Annotated in this window: 16 protein-coding genes; 3 read left to right on the forward strand and 13 right to left on the reverse strand. The window is 62.5% G+C overall.

What is annotated here, in order from left to right; all coding sequences use genetic code 11:
* Positions 1-11 precede the first annotated feature (11 nt).
* Positions 12-629 (reverse strand): LysE family translocator, encoded by a 618-nt coding sequence (locus PPGU16_RS20695; RefSeq protein WP_180724633.1) that lies wholly within the window; start codon positions 627-629, stop codon positions 12-14.
* A 223-nt stretch (positions 630-852) separates the two neighbouring features.
* Here PPGU16_RS20695 and PPGU16_RS20700 point away from each other — a divergent pair, with 223 nt between their 5' ends.
* Positions 853-2043 (forward strand): porin, encoded by a 1191-nt coding sequence (locus PPGU16_RS20700; protein ID WP_180724634.1) that lies wholly within the window; start codon positions 853-855, stop codon positions 2041-2043.
* A gap of 50 nt (positions 2044-2093) precedes the next feature.
* Here the strand turns inward: PPGU16_RS20700 and PPGU16_RS20705 are convergent, their stop codons facing one another.
* The 4 genes from PPGU16_RS20705 to PPGU16_RS20720 all read right to left on the reverse strand — a co-directional run bounded on the left by PPGU16_RS20705 (position 2094) and on the right by PPGU16_RS20720 (position 7677).
* Positions 2094-3539 (reverse strand): NAD(P)-binding domain-containing protein, encoded by a 1446-nt coding sequence (locus tag PPGU16_RS20705; RefSeq protein ID WP_180724635.1) that lies wholly within the window; start codon positions 3537-3539, stop codon positions 2094-2096.
* A 21-nt stretch (positions 3540-3560) separates the two neighbouring features.
* Positions 3561-4919, reverse strand: coding sequence for an LLM class flavin-dependent oxidoreductase (locus tag PPGU16_RS20710; protein ID WP_180724636.1), 1359 nt, complete (start codon positions 4917-4919; stop codon positions 3561-3563).
* Between the two features lie 33 nt (positions 4920-4952).
* Positions 4953-6302, reverse strand: coding sequence for an LLM class flavin-dependent oxidoreductase (locus PPGU16_RS20715; RefSeq protein WP_180724637.1), 1350 nt, complete (start codon positions 6300-6302; stop codon positions 4953-4955).
* A 151-nt stretch (positions 6303-6453) separates the two neighbouring features.
* Positions 6454-7677: an acyl-CoA dehydrogenase family protein gene (locus PPGU16_RS20720; RefSeq protein WP_180724638.1), complete on the reverse strand. Its 1224-nt coding sequence runs from the start codon at positions 7675-7677 to the stop codon at positions 6454-6456.
* Positions 7678-8018: 341 nt separating this feature from the next.
* Between PPGU16_RS20720 and PPGU16_RS20725 the strand changes: the two genes are divergently transcribed.
* Positions 8019-8813 (forward strand): MetQ/NlpA family ABC transporter substrate-binding protein, encoded by a 795-nt coding sequence (locus tag PPGU16_RS20725; RefSeq protein WP_434064432.1) that lies wholly within the window; start codon positions 8019-8021, stop codon positions 8811-8813.
* 80 nt (positions 8814-8893) lie between these two features.
* On the opposite strand, the gene PPGU16_RS20730 is transcribed toward PPGU16_RS20725, so the two are convergent.
* The 6 genes from PPGU16_RS20730 to gltA all read right to left on the reverse strand — a co-directional run bounded on the left by PPGU16_RS20730 (position 8894) and on the right by gltA (position 17862).
* On the reverse strand, positions 8894-9622 hold the full coding sequence (locus PPGU16_RS20730; RefSeq protein ID WP_180724640.1) for a cysteine hydrolase family protein: 729 nt from the start codon (positions 9620-9622) through the stop codon (positions 8894-8896).
* Positions 9623-9729: 107 nt separating this feature from the next.
* Positions 9730-10263 (reverse strand): TetR/AcrR family transcriptional regulator, encoded by a 534-nt coding sequence (locus PPGU16_RS20735; protein ID WP_238269359.1) that lies wholly within the window; start codon positions 10261-10263, stop codon positions 9730-9732.
* 318 nt (positions 10264-10581) lie between these two features.
* On the reverse strand, positions 10582-12165 hold the full coding sequence (locus tag PPGU16_RS20740; RefSeq protein WP_180724642.1) for a class I adenylate-forming enzyme family protein: 1584 nt from the start codon (positions 12163-12165) through the stop codon (positions 10582-10584).
* A gap of 244 nt (positions 12166-12409) precedes the next feature.
* Positions 12410-13153: a DUF2278 family protein gene (locus tag PPGU16_RS20745; protein ID WP_180724643.1), complete on the reverse strand. Its 744-nt coding sequence runs from the start codon at positions 13151-13153 to the stop codon at positions 12410-12412.
* 37 nt (positions 13154-13190) lie between these two features.
* Entirely contained in the window at positions 13191-15470 is a 2280-nt protein-coding gene (locus tag PPGU16_RS20750; RefSeq protein ID WP_180724644.1) for an amylo-alpha-1,6-glucosidase, read from the reverse strand.
* A gap of 1090 nt (positions 15471-16560) precedes the next feature.
* Complete coding sequence (gene gltA / locus PPGU16_RS20755) at positions 16561-17862, reverse strand: citrate synthase (protein WP_180724645.1); 1302 nt, start codon at positions 17860-17862, stop codon at positions 16561-16563.
* Between the two features lie 422 nt (positions 17863-18284).
* Between gltA and PPGU16_RS20760 the strand changes: the two genes are divergently transcribed.
* A complete protein-coding gene (locus PPGU16_RS20760; RefSeq protein ID WP_180724646.1) occupies positions 18285-18686 on the forward strand; it encodes a hypothetical protein in 402 nt (133 codons plus the stop codon).
* A 15-nt stretch (positions 18687-18701) separates the two neighbouring features.
* Here the strand turns inward: PPGU16_RS20760 and PPGU16_RS20765 are convergent, their stop codons facing one another.
* Positions 18702-19484, reverse strand: coding sequence for an alpha/beta fold hydrolase (locus PPGU16_RS20765; protein ID WP_180725158.1), 783 nt, complete (start codon positions 19482-19484; stop codon positions 18702-18704).
* Positions 19485-19668: 184 nt separating this feature from the next.
* Complete coding sequence (locus tag PPGU16_RS20770) at positions 19669-20721, reverse strand: rod shape-determining protein (RefSeq protein WP_180724647.1); 1053 nt, start codon at positions 20719-20721, stop codon at positions 19669-19671.
* Positions 20722-20917 lie beyond the last annotated feature (196 nt).

The following is a 20917-nucleotide window of genomic DNA, read 5'->3' on the forward strand; positions in this document are numbered from 1 at the left end:
AGACCGTACGGTCAGCGCAGAGCCTGCCGTAGTCCGAGCGCGACGATCACCGCGCCACATGCACGGTCGATCCATTTCTGCGCGCGGCGATACGCGCCCGAAACGGCCTCATGCGACAGAAACAGCGCGACGCCGCCATACCAGCACGACGCCACCACGCCCACGGTCGCGAGCATCGCGAGGAAGGTCGGCGCGCGTACGTGCGCAGGCGCCGCCGTTGAAAAAACCGCCGCGTAGAACGCGATCGATTTCGGATTGGCAATATTGGTCGCGACACCTTGCATGAACGCAGAACCGAAGCCCGACGACGCCGACACGTTTTGCACCGCCATCGGACGCGTGCCCGCCGACCTGATGAGGCGCAAGCCGAACCAGATGAGATAACCCGCGCCGGCGAGCTTCACGGCAATGGCGACCCACGGAAAGATCGCGAACACGACGCCCACACCGAGAATCGCACAGGTGGCCCAGAAGAGATTGACCACCACGATTCCCGCGACGAGCGCAAATGCATCGCGACGTGTTGCCGACACCGACTTGTGCGCGACGGCGACGAAGTTCGGGCCCGGTATCACGACACCGACGATATAAACAGAGAACACGGCCGTGACGGCGGAAAAATCGATCATAGCGCCTCGATGAATATCGACTTGAAGTTGCGAGTCCGGAGAGAGGGCCACTATGCCACAACGTATTCCGCTATGCGGCTGATCTGCATTCCACTGCGAAAGTCCGTTGTAAATCGCATTGCATGCGGATAACAAATTAGAAATAGTTGCTTCGTGTTGAGTGTTCTCCCTAATAGCATCGGGTTCCTTATTAACCATGTGACATCAATAAAAAGGGAATCCAATGAAGCGTGTTGTTCTGGCCAGCGCCGCAAGTCTTGTCGCTGCATCGCCCGCGCTCGTGCATGCGCAGAGTGCCGTCACGTTGTATGGACTCGTCGACGCGGGCATCACCTATACCAACAACCAGAAAGGCGCGAGCAACATCCAGCAGACGAGCGGCAAGCTCAACGGCAGCCGCTGGGGTTTGCGCGGCGTCGAGGATCTCGGTGATGGACTGAAGACCGTCTTCACGCTGGAAAGCGGCTTCCGTCCGAACGACGGCACAGCAGCGCAAGGCGGACGCCTGTTCGGCCGCCAGGCGTTCGTGGGCGTGCAGAAGACGGGCATCGGCACGGTGACCGTCGGCCGGCAGTACGAGCCCGTGACCGATCTCGTCTCGCAGTATGCAGGCCCGGGCTTCTGGTCGCCATCGACGCACATCGGCGATAACGACAATCTGAATCAGACCTTCCGCGTGAACAACGCAGTCAAGTTCCGCAGCGACCCGATTGCGGGCTTCACCGTCGACGGCCTCTATGCATTCAGCAACCAGGCGAACGGCAACAACGGCACGGGCTTCAGCAACAACCGCGCATGGGGCATAGCGGCGAACTACACCAACGGTCCGTTCTCGATCGGCGGCGGCTATAACGTACTGAATCATCCGAATACGGCATCGAACACAGGCGGCGCGATTGGCGGCGCGTCGACGACATCCGGCGACGACTACAGCGGCGCATTCTTCTATGGATTGAATGGCGGCGTCGTGCGTCAGCAGATCGCGGCGGCAGGCACCAGCTACGCGATCGGCGCGGCGACATTCGGCTTCGCATGGAGCCATACGCAGCTCGACTACAGCGATGGCTCGTCGCGCAAGTTCAACAACTACGATCTGAACGCGCGCTATCTGTTCACGCCCGCGCTGACGCTGATCGGCGTGTACACGTACACGGATGGACGCGCGACCAATCTGCCCGGCACCAATGGCGCGAACCTCAAGCCGCGCTGGCATCAGTTCACGCTCGGCGTCGATTACGCGCTGTCCAAGCGCACCGATCTTTATCTGTCGGCGGCTTATCAACTCGCGGCGGGCGATGCATCGACGCGCGTCGGCACGGGGTATCAGAAGATTGCGGCGATTGCCGACGCCGGCACGGCGTCATCGACGAATCGTCAGGTCGCCGTGTTTTCAGGCGTGCGCGTGAAGTTCTGATAGGGGTTCAAAGGCGTCACCCGTTACGGGTGACGCAAGCACTCGTCGATTCAATGCTCGACGGTATCGGCGCGCCAGACTCGATGCGCGTAATGCGACTCATCGAACTCCGGCGCGACATCGGCATCGATGCGGGCTTCGTGCGCGTCGAGATCGTCGATGAACAGATCGCGGCTGATGCGCCTCACGATGGCGGGAATATCGCGCTTCATGCTCGGCACGTCGCCGACGGGCAAGCCGAAGCTGACGAACGCCGCCGGATTGTAGATGTGGATGTGCTTCAACCAGGGCGCCGCGCCGGGCGTCTTCTCCAGGTATTCGAGCGCTTCGCCGAGATACGGATGCGCGCCGAGCGCATCGTCGCGTTCATGCGGCGCGGGCTCATACCGGTCTCGCCACAACAGCACGTGATCTGCGATGTCGGTGAGTTCGGCGCGTGCGTGCAGATCGATTGCGTAGCCCGTGCCTGCGATCACATGATCGAACGCGAATGGATGGCCTGCGGCAACAACCTCGACGCGTTGATCCGCGACGCGCGCGTGCTGCCATTGCGCTCCGGGATGCAGATGAAAGTTGTCATGCCGCGTCACGCGCCCGATCGCGTCGGGTGGCGGCGTCGAACCCGAGCGCCTGAACCGCAACGCCTGCTTCCAGCGCACCGCATCGGGCAACGCGGAATAGTTGTCGTAAGCGCCGGGATACGCACGCGAACGGGTGACGGGCACCGAAGGTATCGACGCGCGCCTCACGAACAGATGCACGTCGGCTGCACCCGCTTCGAGCGCGGTGGCGGCGGCATCGAAGGCCGACGCCGCGCCGCCGACGACGGCCACCGACTTGCCGCGCAACGCCGCGAAGTCGATGTCGTGCGACGTATGGGAAAGTTGCGCGGACGGCAACGCAGCCAGCACGTCGGGGATGAACGGCTTGCCGTTGCCGGCGACGCCATTGGCCAGAATGATCTTGCGCGTCGTCTCGACGACATGCCACATGCGCGTGCCATCGTGGATCGACAGGTGCAGACGGAAATGTCCATCGGCTGGCTCGATACGCGTCAGGGTCACTCCGTAGCGAATCGGGATCGACAGAAAATGCCGATACCACGCGAGATACGCGGCCCACTGCTCGCGCGGAATCCGCTCGATCTTCGCATACGCCTCGGCGCCATGGCGCGCCTCGTACCACGCCTGAAAGCTCAGCGCGGGCAAACCCGCCTCGGGGCCAGGCAACACTTTCGGCGTGCGCAATCGCGTCATCCTCGCGCGCGTGAGCCATACGCCCGCGCGAGACTCGTCAGGCGCGCCGTCGATCACGCTCACCTTGCCGATGCCCGCGCGCCGCAGCGCGAATGCGAATGCCGCACCGCTCTGACCGCCGCCGACGATCAACACGTTATGGTCGATGTCCGGCCTGTCCGCCACCCAGTTGTCCGGGTCGGGACCGATGAGCCGCAGCGTATCGAGCGCGCCCTGATCCGGGTTCGTCGTTTGAGTCATGAAGTCGTCCCCTGAAGAGGATTACGAAGACGTCACTGATTCGAGCGCATAGCGCGAAACAGGCTGCTTCAATCCAAGGTTCTCGCGCAGCGTGCGCCCTTCGTATTCGCTGCGGAACAATCCGCGTCGCCGCAGTTCCGGCAACACGAGCCGGATGAAATCGTCGAGACTGTTGGGCAGCAGCGCCGGCATCACGTTATAGCCATCCGCGCCGTGGTTGACGAAACGCGCTTCGAGCGCGTCGACGATCTGCTCCGGCGTGCCGACCAGTTGCCAGTGTCCGCGCGCGCCCGCAATGCGCAGATAGAGCTCGCGGATCGTCAGGTTTTCGCGCCGCGCGAGTTCGAGCGCGAGCAACTGGCGGCTCTTGCTTGCGTTGGTTTCGGGCAGTTCGGGAATCGGCCCGTCGAGCGGATAACCGGACAGGTCGAAGCCGCCCGTCACCGTCTGTACCAGCGCGAGTCCCACGGCGGGATCGATCAGCGCCTGAAGCGCGTCGAACTTCTCGCGTGCCTCGCTTTCGGTGGCGCCGACGATCGGCATCACACCCGGCATGATCTTGAGATCGTCCGGTTCGCGGCCATATGCCGCCATCCGCCCTTTGACGTCCGCATAGAACGCGACGGCATCGTCGAGCGTCTGCTGGGCCGTGAAGATCACTTCCGCCGTGCGCGCGGCCAGCGCCTTGCCCGCCTCCGACGAGCCCGCCTGCACGACGACGGGCCTGCCCTGCGGCGAACGCTCGACGTTCAACGGACCGCGCACATTGAAGAACTCGCCGCGGTGATCGAGCACATGGCGCTTCGACGGATCGAAGTAACGGCCCGACGCCTTGTCGCGCACGAACGCCTCGTCGTCCCAGCTATCCCACAAGCCTTCGACGACCTCGGCGAATTCGACCGCGCGCTCATAGCGCCGCGCATGCGCGAGATGCTCGTCGAAGTTGAAGTTTTTCGCCTCATGCGCGCTCGACGACGTGACGAGATTCCACCCCGCGCGGCCGCCACTGATGTGATCGAGCGACGCGAACTTGCGCGCGATGTGATACGGCTCGTTGAATGTCGTCGATGCCGTGCCGACCAGACCGATCCGTTCCGTGACGGCAGCGAGCGCCGACAGCAACGTGAGCGGCTCGAACTGCGCGACATAGCTGTGTGCCGTGCGGCTCAGAAAGTCGACGTTGTCGCCGCGCGTGCCCGCGCCGTCCGCGAGAAAGATCAGATCGAACTTCGCGGCCTCGGCGGCCTGCGCAAGCTGGACGTAGTGCCGGAAATTGCGCCCCGCGTCGACCCGCGAATCAGGATGCCGCCATGCGGCGATGTGATGTCCCGTCGGATAGAGAAAAGCGCCGAGGCGCAGATGACCCTTGCGTGAACTCATGGTTGTCGAGAACAGAATTGTGTGTGCGTGTGCCTAGGCACTTTTGCGCCATAGCTGCGCGTTGTCGGGACGCGCGAGCCCCAGGTGCTCGCGCAGCGTCGTACCTTCATAGTCGGTGCGAAAGATGCCGCGTTGCTGCAGGATCGGTACGACGCCGTCCACGAAGTCCTGCAGACCGCCCGGCAGCGCGTCGGGCATCAGATTGAAACCGTCCGCGGCGCCGCCCGTGAACCAGCGCTCGATATCGTCGGCGATCTGCCCGGGCGTGCCCACGATCACGCGATGCCCCGTTCCGCCCGCCAGCGCGCGGATCAGTTCGCGCACCGTATAGCCGTGACGGCGGCCCTGCGCGATGGTCGCGTGAAAAAAGGTATGGTTGCCGTTGCCGCCGCCGGGCAGCACGAGATCGTCGGGCAACGGCTGGTCGAGCTTCAGGCGCTCGGCGTCGATGCCCAGCGTGCCTGCCAGACGGTTCAGGCTGTAGCGCCATGGAATCTGATCGACCAGTTCGTCGCGCCGGCGCAGCGCGTCGGCCTCGGTCGCGCCGATGATGGTCGTGAGACCGGCGAGCACCTTCACGCCGGGACGCCCGTATGCCGCTGCGCGCGTGTTGAGGTCGCGCCGATATGCTGCTGATTCCGCGAACGACTGCGACGCCGAAAATACCGCCTCTGCGTGGCGCGCGGCGAGATCGCGGCCATCGGGCGAACCGCCCGCCTGCACCACCACGGGATGACCTTGCGGCGAGCGCGGCAGGTTCAGCGGACCCTGCACGTCGAAGTGCCGCCCGCGATGCGTGACGGGATGCACCTTCGCGACATCGACGAAACGGCCGCCCGCCTTGTCGCCGACGAACGCATCGTCTTCCCAGCTGTCCCACAGCGCCTTCACGAGCGCGGTGAATTCGGCGGCGCGTTCATAACGCTGCGCGTGGTCCGGCACGGCATCGCGGCCGAAGTTTCGCGCGGACGGCAGGTCGGCCGTCGTCACGACGTTCCATCCCGCGCGTCCGTGGCTCACATGGTCGAGCGTCGCGAAGCGCCGCGCGATGTTGTACGGCTCGTTATAGCTCGTCGATGCCGTGCCGATCACGCCGATATGTGTCGTCGCGGCGGCGATGCTGGCGAGCAGCACGGTCGGCTCCAGCGCGGTGATGGGACGGAAATCGATCTGGTCGACGATCGCGGCGTTGTCCGCGAGAAAGACGGCATCGAGCTTCGCCGCCTCGGCGATCTGCGCGACGCGCACATAATGATTCACGTCGACGAATGCGCGCGGGTCCGCGTCGGCCAGCCGCCACGCGGAAGGCACAAAACCTGAATGCAGGATGTTGACGTTCAGATGCAGGCGGCGCGGCGCCGCGTGTGCCGTGATACGGCTCATCGAAATTCTCCGCTGTGAAGATCACGGTTCATCGCGTGAATCACCGGATTGGAAAGTGACGTCGGTATTGTCGAATGCGGCACTTGCGCACCGCCACGAAGAAATCGACACATCGATATGCTGTTGCACGCTATGAATCGTGCGCAGCACGCTAGAAAACGCGGCCTTCCGTCAGATGCGTCGTCACGCCGTTCAATTCGTAATCGCCGATCACGCGCGCTTTGTGCAATAGCGGGTTGTGGCTGAAGATCGTGCGCAGATTGCGCCAGTGACGGTCGAAGTTATGTGCACGCGATGTCGCCGACGCGCCGCCCGCTTCGAACATGCGCTCGGCCGCATACAACGCGAGCTTGCTGACGATCAGCTGCGTGCGCGCCGTCGCAAGCGCGCCTTCGAGCACGCGCGCTTCCGCGTCGGGTTCGCCATTGCGGATGGCCTGCGAAGAGCGTTCCAGCACGCGCGCGTTGTCGCGCACGAGCACGTCGATGGTATGGCTGTGTGCGGTCAGATCGCCGATTACCTGCTGGATGAACGCGTCTTCACGCGCCGACGGCGCGGGGCTATGCAACGCGGGACGGCCATGGCGCAGCACGTAGCGCGTGGCATCGGCGACGACGTTGCGCACGATGCCCGCGCCCACCGCGACCAGATGCAGCTGCCGCAGCGCGCCGCCATGACGGCCGGCCAGGGTCGTCAGCACGCGCGGTGTGACTTCGTCCGCGAGCACCAGCAGATTGTCGAATTCGAGGCTGCCGCTCGCCGTCATCCGCTGGCCCATTCCGTCCCAGTCATCGAGCACGCGAAAGCCTTCGCGGTTGACGGGCACGATCGCGACCACGGAATTGCCGTTCTCGTCCTGCAGGTTCAGGCGCGCGAAGTCGGAGAATGCGGTGCCCGTCGCGTAGTATTTGCGGCCGCTCAAGCGGTAGTGCTCGCCGTCGCGGCGCAGTTGCGTCGTGATCTCGCCGGGACGGGACGTGCCGAGTTCCGTCGAAGCACCGCCGAAAATCGCGCCCTCGGCCACGCGCTCGATCTGCAACGCGTTGAACGGCGTGCGCGGCGATAGTAGCAACGCCTCGGTCTGATCGAAATGAATGCGCAGCGCGTGCGCGACATTGCTGTCCCCGGCAGCGAGTGTGGCGATCACCTCGAACACGTCTTCGAGCGATCCACCCAGACCGCCCCATTCGACGGGCAGGCGCAAGCGCCCGAGTCCCGATTGCCGGAACAGCGCAAAGCCGTCGTACGGCAACTCGCGCCGCGCCTCGCGCGACGCGGCGCCTTCGCCGATGGCTTTTGCGAGCGCGGGCAAGCCGGCCAGCGTCGTCTGAAGGCGTGCACGTGCGGCACGATCCGTGAGGTCTTGAGCGGGCATTCGTGGTTCCTTGTTCTGGCATGCGATCCGGCATGAACATGCCGGGCGTCGAGCTTTTGTCGACGAATAAGCGTGCCAGTATAGGGACGCGTTCTTGCCCGGTTAACGACCAATTTTCGCTTACGTTATTCGCGTGAGTGCAATGAAGAAACGACGCGCGTCTTCGTTCGATACGCACCGAAGCAAATCACATAGCGACGCTTAACGATCGCTCGATTCGTTCTTTGACCTCTGTATTTGCGCATCGACATAATCGGCTCCCCCATCTCACTTCAAACAGGAACCCGTTCATGCGCAGACTCGTCATACTTGCGCGCTTCGCCACGGCTGCCGCCTGCTCGATGCTCATGTTTTCCGTCAACGCAGCGCACGCCGCCGACGATCCAGCAGCGAAAGCGCAGCAAACGCTGCGCATCGGTTTCGTGCCGGGTCCCTATGCGGATGAATTCCGTCAAGGCGTCGAGCCGCAACTCGTGCGCAAAGGCTATACCGTGCGATACGTCGAGTTCAGCACCGGCCTCGAAGCGAATCACGCTGTCTATAGCGGTGAAATCACGGCCGACGTGATGCAGCATAGTGTCTATCTGAAGTCGTACAACGATCGCAACGGCACCGATCTCGTCCCTGTCGTGCAGGTACCGACGCCGCCGATGGGCCTGTACTCGACGAAGCACCGCTCGCTCACGGAAGTGAAGCGCGGCACGACGGTCGCCGTACCCAACGATCCCGTCAACCTGGAGCGCGCGCTGAAGATCCTGCAGAACATCGGCTGGATACGTATTCGCGCGAATCCGAATCCCGTCGATGTCACCGAGCGCGATGTGATCGCGAATCCCGCAGGCATTCGCATCGTGCCGCTCGAATCCGCCCAGGCGCCGCGCGCGCTCGAAGACGTGGACTATGCCGCGATTCAGGGCAACTTCGCGATTGCGAGCGGACACCGTCTCGCCGATGCGCTCGCGCTCGAACAGATGACCTCGCCTTATGTGAATCAGGTGGTCGTCAAAGCGGCGAACCGCAATTCACGGGCGACAGCCGATATCGTTGCGGCTTATCAATCGGACGAGTTTCGTCATGCGATTCTGGGCAACCGGGTTTATGACGGGTTCCGTTTGCCGGATTATTTTCATCGGTGAGTGGGTGATCGAGCCGCTCGGCGAAGCCCGCCTTGCATCGACGGGCTTCCATCCGTTCGTGAACCCCCAACCCTCAACGATCAGGACGCGAGTGCCCGAACCGTCTGCTCCGTCGTCCACAGCGCGTGCGCGAGATAACGGAAGTTGATGATCGCGGCCAGATAGCCGTCGCCGTCCGGCAATCGCGGGCCTGCCGTAGCGTCACGCACCACGGCCACTTCGAAGCCTTGTTCGATCAGCTCGCGCAAGTGCGATTCGATGCAAAGGTTCGCCGCCATGCCGGCGAGAATGATCTGCGACACGCCCTTCTTGCGAAGTTGCAAGGCGAGATCGTTCGTCTCCGGTCCATAGACCTTATGCGGAGACGCAATGATGGTTTTGCCGTCGAGAATGTACGGCTTGTACTCGTCGAGAAAATCCGCGCCCGATCCCTCGAAGTCCTCGAGCGTGTTCGGCCCTTTGCGATCGAACATGCAGATGTTGTGCATCACCTTTTCCAGCGGACCGCCAAAGTGCCACTCGTGATCGCACGGGTAGTAATAGTGCGGCGAAACGGCCACGGTGAGTCCCACCTGCTTCGCCGTCTTGAACAGTTGCCCCAGATTCGCGACCGTATTGTTCTCGGTAATGCTCGGCCCGAATACCGACCAGCTCGCCCCTGACGGACTCAGGAAATCATTCTGCGGATCAATGACCACCAGTGCCGCCTTCGATGGGTCCAGTTTGAAGCCTGTCTGCGGCAAAGCCGGATCGACAGGATCCGCGTATGGGTTTGCGTTCGCTTGCTCTGCCTGGTTCGCGTTACTCATAAAACCTCCATATAAAAGTCAGTACATCGGACGACAGCAACCGCGCAAAGTGTTGGCATACTTTAAATATAGATGACCGGTCGCTTTATAAAAGAAACAAAAAAAACTTAGCGAAGCAGCCGGGGCATTACGACCTTCTCGAAACGCTCGTACGCGTTGCCGCTCTGCTCGATCTTGCCGCGCATGGCTGCGCCTTCGTAAGCCTCGATCAGGATCGCCGCGAGTTCGTCCACGTTCTGCTTGCGGTCCAGTTCATTGCGCTCCTGCGCCTCGCGCAAGCAGGCGGCCAGTGCCTCTTGCCACCGCGCGAGCAATGCCAGAAGCTTCGAGCGTGCCTCGTCGCTGGCATTCGACAGTTCGAGTGACAGGTTGCCAATCAGACAACCCAGCGCAAAATCGCTCTTGCTGTGATCGTCCGTCAATGCACGGAAGAATTTCGCAACGCGCGCGAGCGGCCTGATTCGCGCGTCGTACAGGATCGGACCGTGGCGGTCTTCGATGGACTGCCAGTAGTCTTCGAGAATTTCGGCCGCAAACATTTCCTTGCTTTCGAAGTAGTTGTAGAACGAGCCCTTCGGCACGCCGGCGGCCGTCGTGATGTCCTGCACGCCACAGCCATTGAAACCGCGGTCGTGAACCACATCACGCCCCACTGAGAGCAGACGCGAACGTACTTGAGGATTGGCAGGACGTGGCAACTTCGTGATCTCCGTTGAGCTGATGGATAACAAGATAACTGGTCATCTATTTATTGTCAACCTCGTCGCGGACGTGAGGCAGCCAGCGACGAGACGCGCACATTATCTGGGCTGGCAAGCAGAAACCAGTGGCCGCGCTAGCACGCTTCCCCTGATCTCGGTGCAGCATGACCGAAGCCAGTCCCGATCGTGTACGCGCAACGACCGCGTGCACGAGTGGGCATGTTCATCTCCTGAAACGAATGGCATGGCCTGATTGCATCAACTGGCACTGAGGCGCTCGCTCATCGGCCGATGCGCACGGAACGTCGGCTTTTCAGTGATCGCGCGCGGCTGAACCAACAGCGTCCTTTCGATCGCGACCCGATCCACCTTGCCCTGCTCCGTCAGCGGTATCGCGCCCGCCTCCGATAGGTTGACCGCGTTTGCCACCAGATCGCCGAACGCCGCGTTCAGTGCACGCGCGCAGCGCGCGCGATCCACATGCTGTCCGGCCCAGGGCTCGACGACTGCATTCCATGCATGCTCGCCATCCTGCGTGTTCGACGCGAATGCCACGGCATAGCGCACGTCGGGCAGGCGGCAGAGTACATCTTCGATATGCACGGGACCGATGATGCGCTGATCGATTTCCGCGACGTCGGATGAACGGCCGATCACATGCAGATAACCGCCATCGTCGATCAGGCCGATATCGCCCGTCAGGCACCAGCCGTCCCTGAATTTCTGCGCGCCTTCGACGGGCTGATTGCGGTATCCATGCGCCACGGCAGCGGACCGGACCTCGATGCTGCCGGGGTACCCATTCGCCGCGAGCGTGCCATCGACGCAGCGCAAACGCACCTCGACGCCAGGCCGGATGCGCCCCGCGCTATCCAGGCGCGCTGGATTTGTCGCATAGTCGGGCGGCGGCAGCACGCTGACGAGTCCCGCTTCGCTTGCGCCGTACATATGCGCGAGCACCGGGCCGAGACGCCTGACGGCGCGTTGCCGCAACGCCGCGGGTGCCGAGCCGCCGACATGCGCGATGCAACGCAGCGACGACAGATCGCGTCGGCCCACGTCCGGGTGATCCATCATCTCGAAGAGTTGAGGCTCGACCAGAAAAACATCCGTGATGCGTTCGGACTCGATCACTGCAAGCGTCGTCCGCGCACTGTACGCCCGTTCGAGCACGACACTTCCGCCGCCGATCAACGTCGTATCGACCAGCACTTGCGACAGGTACGCGAGCGGACCATTGATCAATTGACGCCGCTTCGCGTTGCGCGCCGACACCACCATCGCGGAATAGGCCGCGAACGAGCGGCGGCTCGCTTTCGGCACGCCCGTCGTGCCGCCTGAGGAGACGATCACTGCGAGTTCGTCCGGCATGGCACGGCTTTCGAGCGGCTGGTCCGACTGCACGCTGGCGAACCTGTCGAGATGCACCCATGTGCTCTCGTAGCCGACAGAAACGATGCGCTGATCGACTGCATCGCGTACCAGATGAGCGGTCTCCGGAAACACGACCAGAAGCGTCGGCCTGATCCGGGCGAGCAAGGTCGCGCGGCTTTCGGCACTCGCCAGCGCAGGCAGGAACATGGTGGCCGCGCCGAGCAGGTTCGCCGCATAGCGAACGGCGAGCGCTTCGGGGCGATTCGGCGCATGGAGCGCGACCACCGCGCCCCGGCCTATGCCGAGTGCGCCGAGCGCACGCGCATAACGGTAAATCGCGCTGCGCAACTCGCCTCTCGTGACGTCCCTTCCCTGATAGCGGATGGCGGGTTCACAGGCGCGTGTTTTCAGTTCCCTCAGTAATGCATCGACATACGGGCGATAGTTCGTTTCTGCGTTGGTTTCCATGCTGTTCTCCTGCTGTGGCGTCCCGCATCCGGGCTCGGTCGAGGAGATCATGCCTTCGCAGAATGAGACGGGAATTAGAGAACTGGAAAGACGAATGTGACGCGGCCGATAATCTTCCGTTCACACTCGACGCCAAGAACAACAGCCGACCTGAAACCAGGCCACTCGATCTTCTTCAAGGACCCGAGAATTGATGGCAGCCGACTGAAACCAGCGGAAGCTCACTGCCGCATGGCGTCAGTCCTCAGCCCAGAATTGGATGAGACGTGCCGGGAATCGGCCAGCCCCGGTTGTCGGTCGGCACCAGTTGGGTCTGAAACGCGACGAACAGCGCCTGGAAGCGCCCGTCCACTTCGACCATCACCGCGCCGTCCTGAAACGTGCCGTTCTCCGACGAATGATCCCTCACACGGCTGCCCGGCTGCGGCTTCGGGTTGCCCTGGTTCATATGCGTTTCGTGCAGGCCATCGTGCTGGGGCTCGAACAGAAAACCGAAGCCGTACACAGTGACGTTCTTCGTCGGCTTCCAGCCGCGCCGCATATCGTTGCCGCTCTTGCCCGGATACAGATAGTCGACGGGCGCCGCCGACATATCCAGTTGCAGCATGTCGTTGACGAGCGCGTTGATGTCGTTGTGCGCGCTTGCCGTGTCGAGCGTGATGGGCCGCATCGTCGACAGATCGACGAGACGCGGATCATGCACGTAGTCGAGCTTCGGAAACCCGGTCTGTGTCAGACCGGGCGGCAGCTTGGCGAGATCGGCCACCATCGGATGATCGAAGTACTGGCTCCACGAATACAGCACGTGATAGCCAGCCGGCCCCGTCAGCGAACTGTCCGACTTCACATTCGTGACGATCCTGAATTCACCGCCTGCCGGATCGTCGACGACGATCACATAGTGCGGATCGCCCTTGTAGCCGTCGAGAAAAGGCACGCCGAGTTTCAGCGCGCCCTTGAACACGACATAGACGTTCTGTTGCGGCATCTCGCAGTTCCGTCGAAGACCGGGTGCAGTTGTCGACTTACAGCAGCGCGATTACCCGCACGTCGCCCTGCTCCGCCGACGCCACGACCTTGCCCGCCACACGCCGGAACGTGATCGACACCGACGCGTCGCCGACGCGCAGATCGCCGATCTCGATCCAGTCGATGCCCTCCGGCAGCATCGGCTGCTCGATCAGCACTTCGCGTTTTTGCGCGTCGATCGTCATGCCCAGGCACGCTTCGAGCATCATGAACGGCGAGCCGGCCGCCCACGCCTGCGGCAGACACGCGACGGGGTACGCCGTGGGCGGTTCGCCGCGACGGCGCGGGAAGCCGCAGAACAGCTCGGGCAGACGCATGTCGAAGTTGACGGCCGCCTGGAAGAGCGCCTGCAACAGACGCACGGCCGCCGCCTTCGCGCCGTAGCGCGCAAGACCGCGCGCGCAGAGCGCGTTGTCGTGCGGCCAGACCGAGCCATTGTGATACGCCATCGGATTGAAGCGCGGCTGGCCTGCCGCCAGCGTGCGCACGCCCCAGCCGGTGTGGAAGAGCGTCGATTCGAGCGCGCGCGCGACGGCTTCACCGCGTTCACGCGACGGCAAGCCGAACGCCAGCAGATGACCCGCATTCGATGCCATCACGCGGCACAGGTCGCCCTTGCCGTCGAGCGCGATGCCGTAGAAGTTCGAATCGTCCATCCAGTACTTGTCTTCGACGCAGGCGCGGATCGCGGTGGCGCGCTGTGTGTAGCGCACCGCGTCGTCGGGCAGGCCGCGCAACATCGAGAACTGCGCCATCGTGTCGAATGCGGCGCTCGCGTACGCCTGCACTTCGACGAGCGAGATCGGCCCTTCAGGGAAACGGCCGTCCGCGTGAAACACGGAGTCGTGACTGTCCTTCCAGCCCTGGTTCGCAAGACCGCCGTCCGACGCGCGCTGATAATCGAGCAGCCCGTAAATATTGCGATCGCATACGCCCGATACCCATTTCGCCGCGCGGTCGAGCGCCGGCCACAGCTCGTCGACGAGTTGCGTGTCCCCCGTGCGCGCCACGTAAGCGCCCGCGAGCACGATGAAGAGCGGCGTCGTATCGACACCGCCGTAATAGAGCGCGAACGGTACCTCGCCCGTCGCCGCCATTTCGCTGCGGCGCATTTCGTGCATGATCTTGCCGACAGCGGCGTCGCGGAACGCGGAATCTTCCATCGCCTGGTGCTCGGCGAGAAAACGCAACACGCCGCGCGCGAGGCCCGGCTGGAGCCACAACATCTGCAGCGACGTGATGACGGCGTCGCGCCCGAACGGCGTCGAGAACCACGGAATGCCTGCATACGGATACGGCCCGCTGGCGAGATCCGTCGTGAGCAGGTTGAGGTCCGCCTGCGAGCGGTCGATCCACGCATTGAACAGCGGATTGCTCGAGCGCACGCGCGCCGACGCACGGCGCCGCTCGCGCATCACCAGGTGGGCATCGACGAGCGCCGCGCGCACAGCCGTGCGGCCCACGCGCGGCCGCGCCGCGTCGACCTGCGAGACGTGCAGCTCGGTGACGGTATGGGTCGATTGCGCGACGTGGACATCCGGCTCGCCCTTATGCGCCGCGACCTGCACGGCCACCGACAGATAAATCGACACACACGCCTGAGCAGGCAGCTTCACCGAATAATCGGCGCGGTCGGCGAGCAGTTTGTCGGGCATCGGCGAAAACGCGACGCGCACGTGCCGCGCTACGTCGTCGAGACCGATATAGCCGAGCAGCACTTCGTTCTTGTGCACGCGTGGCGCTTCGACCTTGCCCTGCTTCGCGCGTTTCAGGCCGCGCACTTCGAACATGTCGCGGAAGTCGCTGGCAAACGAGATGGACAACGGGACGATCGCGTCCGTCGTGCCGTAGTTGGTGAGTTCGATTGCTTCGTTCATCACCGTGCCGGACAGCACGCGCACGCGCTCGACGTGAATCACGCCTTCCGGCGTGCTGTCGCCGCCGAGCGGCGGCAGCGGACGGTTGGTCAGATGCGCGGTGAATGACGTGTTGTCGCTGCTGACGCTGCCCGACAGCAGCGAGGGCGCGCGTCCGCCGAAGGTCAGACGCAGTTGCGACAGCACGCGGGTATCGTTGACGAACAGGCCGTCGTCGTGGCCTGTGACGTCACCGAGGGGATCGTTGACGATAAACGTGCCGCCCGACTTCAGCACGTGCTGGGTTGCGCTCGCGACGTTCAGGTTTTCAGGCGCGATGAACGCGCCGTCGTTCTCCTCGCCGCGATAGTCCACGCCGCCCTGATGGGACAACCCGCCGAGTGCTTCTGGATCCTGCATCAGCTTGCTCCTGTGCTAGTGGTGCTAGTGGCTTCTAGTGGCTTCGTTTCGGTGATTGTAGAAGGTTCGTGGGGTTACGACAGGGGATAGTGCCGGAGGTGCCACGAATCTTTGAGATTTTTTTCTTTGAAATGTCACAGAGGGGGGATGGCACGGGTCGTGCGGTTGGGTTTGCTGTTGACTTTTTTCTAATGTTTCAGCTTTGTCAGTTGTGCGTCTGAGCATCGCCTACGGTGACTCGAATATTGGGTAAATTGATTCGACATCCTGTTGAAGTGCATCCGCGGTTTCCGTTTTTTTTTCGCTGGCATCCGCGATTTGTTAGCGTGCTTCAGGCGTCGCCCCTGTGCGGGGCGGCACCTACTTTTCTTTGCCGCCGCAAAGAAAAGTAGGCAAAAGAAAGCGGCTCACACCGCCAGTACGTGTTCCTATCCACGGGCCCCCAACGTCCCCACGCTTCACACGGCAGTCCCCTGGCTGATTCCCGTTGCCAACGCTTCGAATGCACGCCTCACCCGCTTCGAATACCCCTGCTTGAGCCAGCGGCAGCGAATGGTATATGCCGCCCAGGTGGCAAACTGTGTGTAGGTTGTCGCGCCGTATAGCCTGGCGCTCTTACAGTGTGGAACGCGTGTGCTATCGGTCCGAAGTAAGGCGTGCGAGGTACTACGCCCTACACACAGTTTGCCACCTGGGCGGCCGTGGACTATCTGGCGCCGCGTGCAGTGACGCGGGGGCATGAAGGGGGTGAGGCGTACGGAGAGAACGTTGGCAACGGACGTCGGTCACGTGGTTGCCGTGTGAAGCGTAAGAACCTTTGGGAGCCCTCAGGCAAACACACGGGCTGGCGGTGTGAGCCGCTTTCTTTTGCCTACTTTTCTTTGCGGCGGCAAAGAAAAGTAGGTGCCGCCCCGCACAGGGGCAACGCGTGAAGCACGTAGGCATAACGCGGATGCCAGCGCAAAGTCCAGAACAACCAAACCAAACCAAACCCGTCGCAGACAAAAAAAAAGGCGCCACCCCTCTTCCAGAAGCAGCGCCTTCACCTTCACCGAACACCGCGAATAGCGGCAAGAATAACGAATAAACCTTACCGCTGTGCGATCGGCCCCGCCACCCGTGACGTCTCGCCAACAAACAACTGCCGCGGACGCCCAATCTTCTGTTCAGGATCGGCGATCATCTCATTCCACTGCGCGATCCAGCCCACAGTCCGCGCCAGCGAGAAAATACAGGTAAACATCGCGGTAGGAATGCCCAGCGCACGCTGCACGATCCCCGAGTAAAAATCGACATTCGGATACAGCTTGCGCGACACGAAATACTCATCCTCGAGCGCGATCTTTTCCAGCGCCATCGCGAGCTTGAACAGCGGGTCGTCGTGCAGCCCCAGTTCGTTCAGCACTTCGTGGCAGGTTTCGCGCATCAGCTTCGCACGCGGATCGTAGTTCTTGTACACCCGGTGACCGAAGCCCATCAGCTTCACGCCCGAGTTCTTGTCCTTCACCTGCTCGATGAACTTCGGAATGTTGTCGACCGAGCCGATCTCTTCCAGCATGTTCAGCGCCGCTTCGTTCGCGCCGCCGTGCGCCGGGCCCCACAGACACGCGATCCCCGCCGCGATACACGCAAACGGATTCGCACCCGACGAACCCGCCAGACGCACCGTCGACGTCGACGCATTCTGCTCGTGGTCCGCATGCAGAATCAGGATACGGTCCAGCGCACGCACCAGCACTTCGTTGACCTTGTACTCTTCGGCCGGCGTCGAGAACATCATGTGCATGAAGTTCGCGCTGTACGACAGATCATTGCGCGGATACACGAACGGCTGGCCGACCGAGTACTTGTACGCCATCGCGACCAGCGTCGGCAGCTTGGCGATCATGCGGATCGCGGACACGTCGCGGTGCGTCGGGTCGGAGATATCGAGCGAGTCGTGATAGAACGCCGACAGCGCGCCGACTGCAGCGACGAGAATCGCCATCGGGTGCGCGTCGCGGCGGAAGCCACGGAAGAAGAAGTGCATCTGCTCATGCACCATCGTGTGCTTCGTGACCGTGTCTTCGAATTCCTTCTTCTGCTGCAACGTGGGCAATTCGCCTTTCAGCAGCAGATAGCACGTTTCGAGAAAGTCCGCATTCTGCGCGAGGTTATCGATCGGATAGCCGCGATACAGCAGCTCGCCCTTGTCGCCGTCGATATACGTGATCGCCGAATTGCACGACGCCGTCGACATGAAGCCCGGATCGTACGTGAACTTGCCGGTCTGACCGTACAGCTTGCGAATGTCGATCACATCCGGACCCAACGATCCTTTATAAACCGGCAGTTCGATTTTTTCGTCGCTATCGGAAAACGACAGCGTGGCTTTAGTCGTTGATACGTTCATCAGGGATTCCTTTCGACATTGCAATACATATGACATGCGAGGCCGGGATGCGCGGCGCCTAGAGCGCCTGGCGAACAACTGCGCGTTGAACAGATTTCTTGCGCGCTGGCCAGAGCACCTTTTGCCGCACCCGGCAGCCCCGAGCATTCTACGGCGCGCACGGCATTTGATTGCACTCCTGGCGCGCAACAATCCATCTCGCACCAAGCAATACTCGACGTGGCGACAAGGCTTTTCACCGACAGACAAATGAAAGTAAGCGCACCGGCAGCAACAATGTTTTGCTTCTACATGGGGCGCCAAATGCATTTGCGTCTGAGATACTGATTTCGTGTTTAGCTTCCCCTGCAAACACAATGCTGTCTTGGACCCGCCATCAAAACGGCGGGTCTTTTTTAAAGTCAGACACAGGAATAACCAAAATGAACATGAACATCGACACGCTCTTTCCCGCGACCGAAGAAGCCGACGACATCGTTGTCACGGCGCTGAACCACCAGGACATCGTGCTGGCGATGTCGGCCGCACTCGCCTCGGAAAAAGTCGCCGTGCTGCACATGCTGTATCCGCGCACGGACGCGCGCACGCACCGCAGCCTCGATGAACTGGTCGACCGTCTGCATGGACATGGCCTGCATCAGGTCGCGCGGCTCGTTTCGCAGGAAGCGCACTATCTCGTGTTCAAGGAACCGGCCAAGGCGTGGAAGGCATTCAATGAAATCCGCCACGACTCGCTCGCGATCGGCGTGCATCTGTACTACTGCGGCCTGATCGGTGAAGGCGCCGAGCGCGCGCTCGACATCGACGCGCACGCCAAGGACTGACGCTTTACAAGAGGCTCAACGCGTGCCTTGAATGAACGCGTCGACGAAACGGTTGAAGGCGGCGGGATGCGCGAGGTTCATGCCATGCGATGCGCCCATCACCGTTTCGCGCCGCGCATCGGGCAACCATGACGCGAGCGTTTCGGCCGCACGCCGGAACATCAGCGGACTCTTCTCGCCGTCGATCAGCAGCACCGGGCACTTCACATCATTCGCGCTGTCGGGTGTATAAGCCGGCAGCGGATCGCGGAACTGGCGCGCGAGCGTATGCGCGTTATCCGTCGCCATGCGCCGGAAGCCCGGCGTGCTCTTCGCCCAGAAACCCGGGCGGCTCACGGAATCGACGAACAGTTGCAGGCCCGCGTCGACCTCGCCCTCTTCGATCAGTAGCGCGGCACGCGCGCGCAACGCGTTGACCGTCTCCGGCAAGCTCGCGGGTGCGCGCCCCGCAATCTGCAACGGCCCGCCGGGATCGGCGAGCGTCAGTGTCTTCACATGCTGGCCATGACGCCGCGCGAAGTGATACGCGACACAGCCGCCGCGCGAATGACCCACGACATGCGCAGGTCCCGCGCCAAAGCGCTCGATGAATTGCGCGACTTCATCCGCATGATTGCTCCAGCTGAACGGGATCGTGGCAGGCGTATCGACAGCCGGCCAGTAATGCGTGAGGCTCACGGCCACGCATCGAAAACGCTTCGACAAACCCGCGAGTTGCGGCTCCCAGTAGCGGTAATCGCACAGCGAGCCATGCACGAAAAGCAGCAGTTCGCCTTCGCCCTGTTCGACGTACGGCATGCGCAAGCCGTTGGGCAGTTCGATGGAAAGTGCGGATGAAGCGGAAGTCTGATTCACTGAAAGAGGCAAATGAAAAGGCGCGCATTATGCACGATATGCGCGCCGTAAAAGCCTCATTGTCACATGACGCCGGCACAAACGCGCGCCACGGAAAGCGCGCTGTAAGCAATGTCAAACGATTGCGTCAGTCGTACGCGCCCATATCGAGCAGCCCTGCACTCGCCGCCGCACCGGCACCGCGCACGGCGCACGTGAGCGGCTCGTCGGCGACGCGCACCTCGAGACCCAGCTCGTTGCTGAAATAGCGCGCGAGATTGCCGAGCAGCGCGCCGCCGCCCGTCAGCACGATGCCTGCGTCCGCGATATCGGTGACGAGTTCGGGCGGCGCGTTTTCGAGCGCGGCCTTCACGGCGATCAGCACCTGGCGCAGCGGCGCGGCGATGGCGTCGACCACATCCTGCGTCGACAGTTCGACCGTGCGCGGCAGGCCGTCGTCGACGCCGCGCCCCGTTGCGCGCATCGTATCCGGCGGCACGACGGCGAGCGCCGAGCCGATGGTCTTCTTCACGTGCTCGGCCGTCTGCTCGCCGAGCAGCACGCCGAAGTTGTTGCGCACGTGCTTGATGATGGCGGCATCGAACTGGTCGCCGCCGATGCGAATCGAGCCGTTGTACGCCGTGCCCCCCAGCGCGATCACGCCGATTTCCGTCGTGCCCCCGCCGATATCGACCACCATCGAGCCCGTTGCCGACGACACCGGCAAACCCGCACCAACGGCCGACGCGAGCGACTCGTCGATCAGGTTGACCTTCCATGCGCCTGCCGCAGCAGCCGCCTCGCGGATCGCGCGGCGCTCCACCTGGGTCGCGCCGGACGGCACGCAGATCGTGAACGCGGCGCGGCGCGCGAAGAACGGACGCGGACGCGCCATATCGACGAACTGCCGGATCATGTGCTCGGCGGCGGGGAAATTGGCGATCACGCCGTGGCGCATCGGCCGCACCGCTTCGAGGTTGACGGGCACGCGACCGAGCATCTGCTTGGCCTCGCTCCCGACCAGCGCGACGCGCTTGCGTCCCGGCGTCTCGTGCTTGTCGAAGCAGACCACGGAGGGTTCGTTGAGCACAATGCCGCCGTCGTCGGTATAGATCAGCGTATTGGCAGTGCCGAGATCGACCGCCACGGACGAGCGGAAAAGGCGTCCAAACAGCGATGACTGCGCATTCGATCTGGCCATGTTCAGGCTCTTTTGAAAGAAGTGAGCTGCGTATGCTGCAGCGGAAATGTCAAACGTACAGCGCAGCCATGCTGCGCGTGCGTTCCTCGGAAACTTTTTCCGGGTATTGATCGCATATCGGCAGATGCCCGGCGAACTTTAGGAGAATGAACTCGAAAACGTCTTACGGCCGCTTACAGGCGGCCGTTTCGACGTA

It is taken from the genome of Paraburkholderia largidicola, assembly GCF_013426895.1.
GTDB classification, from domain to species: Bacteria; Pseudomonadota; Gammaproteobacteria; order Burkholderiales; family Burkholderiaceae; genus Paraburkholderia; species Paraburkholderia largidicola.

Excerpts from the sequence above, each read along its gene's own strand:
- PPGU16_RS20695 (WP_180724633.1), bottom strand. The coding sequence starts at position 629 with ATGATCGATTTTTCCGCCGTCACGGCCGTGTTCTCTGTTTATATCGTC.
- PPGU16_RS20700 (WP_180724634.1), top strand. The coding sequence starts at position 853 with ATGAAGCGTGTTGTTCTGGCCAGCGCCGCAAGTCTTGTCGCTGCATCG.
- PPGU16_RS20705 (WP_180724635.1), bottom strand. The coding sequence starts at position 3,539 with ATGACTCAAACGACGAACCCGGATCAGGGCGCGCTCGATACGCTGCGG.
- PPGU16_RS20710 (WP_180724636.1), bottom strand. The coding sequence starts at position 4,919 with ATGAGTTCACGCAAGGGTCATCTGCGCCTCGGCGCTTTTCTCTATCCG.
- PPGU16_RS20715 (WP_180724637.1), bottom strand. The coding sequence starts at position 6,302 with ATGAGCCGTATCACGGCACACGCGGCGCCGCGCCGCCTGCATCTGAAC.
- PPGU16_RS20720 (WP_180724638.1), bottom strand. The coding sequence starts at position 7,677 with ATGCCCGCTCAAGACCTCACGGATCGTGCCGCACGTGCACGCCTTCAG.
- PPGU16_RS20725 (WP_434064432.1), top strand. The coding sequence starts at position 8,019 with ATGCTCATGTTTTCCGTCAACGCAGCGCACGCCGCCGACGATCCAGCA.
- PPGU16_RS20730 (WP_180724640.1), bottom strand. The coding sequence starts at position 9,622 with ATGAGTAACGCGAACCAGGCAGAGCAAGCGAACGCAAACCCATACGCG.
- PPGU16_RS20740 (WP_180724642.1), bottom strand. The coding sequence starts at position 12,165 with ATGGAAACCAACGCAGAAACGAACTATCGCCCGTATGTCGATGCATTA.
- PPGU16_RS20745 (WP_180724643.1), bottom strand. The coding sequence starts at position 13,153 with ATGCCGCAACAGAACGTCTATGTCGTGTTCAAGGGCGCGCTGAAACTC.
- PPGU16_RS20750 (WP_180724644.1), bottom strand. The coding sequence starts at position 15,470 with ATGCAGGATCCAGAAGCACTCGGCGGGTTGTCCCATCAGGGCGGCGTG.
- gltA (WP_180724645.1), bottom strand. The coding sequence starts at position 17,862 with ATGAACGTATCAACGACTAAAGCCACGCTGTCGTTTTCCGATAGCGAC.
- PPGU16_RS20760 (WP_180724646.1), top strand. The coding sequence starts at position 18,285 with ATGAACATGAACATCGACACGCTCTTTCCCGCGACCGAAGAAGCCGAC.
- PPGU16_RS20765 (WP_180725158.1), bottom strand. The coding sequence starts at position 19,484 with ATGCCGTACGTCGAACAGGGCGAAGGCGAACTGCTGCTTTTCGTGCAT.
- PPGU16_RS20770 (WP_180724647.1), bottom strand. The coding sequence starts at position 20,721 with ATGGCCAGATCGAATGCGCAGTCATCGCTGTTTGGACGCCTTTTCCGC.